Annotated in this window: 1 pseudogene; it reads right to left on the bottom strand. The window is 38.7% G+C overall.

What is annotated here, in order from left to right:
- Window positions 1-13: 13 nt before the first annotated feature.
- Window positions 14-243: pseudogene (locus tag FH871_RS34550) on the bottom strand (hypothetical protein); the annotation flags it as partial.

The raw sequence follows: 243 nt of genomic DNA, 5'->3' as shown, positions 1-243 counted from the left end.
AAGTACTTCATCATCAAGAATCAAAATTTTCATGTTCGGACTCTCCTATCTGTTGAGGGATTAAATACCAGACCGTCGTGCCATTGTCATCGCAATCAAAATGCAAATGACTAATGCTGCCATAGAGTAAATTAAGGCGGTTATTAAGATTAACAAGGGCAGTACCACTTCCTGTACTTTCAGAAACGATTTCTTGGCCCAATTTATCAATAATTTGGGGTGAAATTCCTTGACCGTTATCGC

Origin of the sequence: Larkinella sp. C7, assembly GCF_006149005.1 — a bacterium.
Lineage (GTDB): Bacteria > Bacteroidota > Bacteroidia > Cytophagales > Spirosomataceae > Larkinella.
Note: the sequence above shows the minus strand (reverse complement) of the source record. Positions and strands in the feature narration are given on the sequence as shown.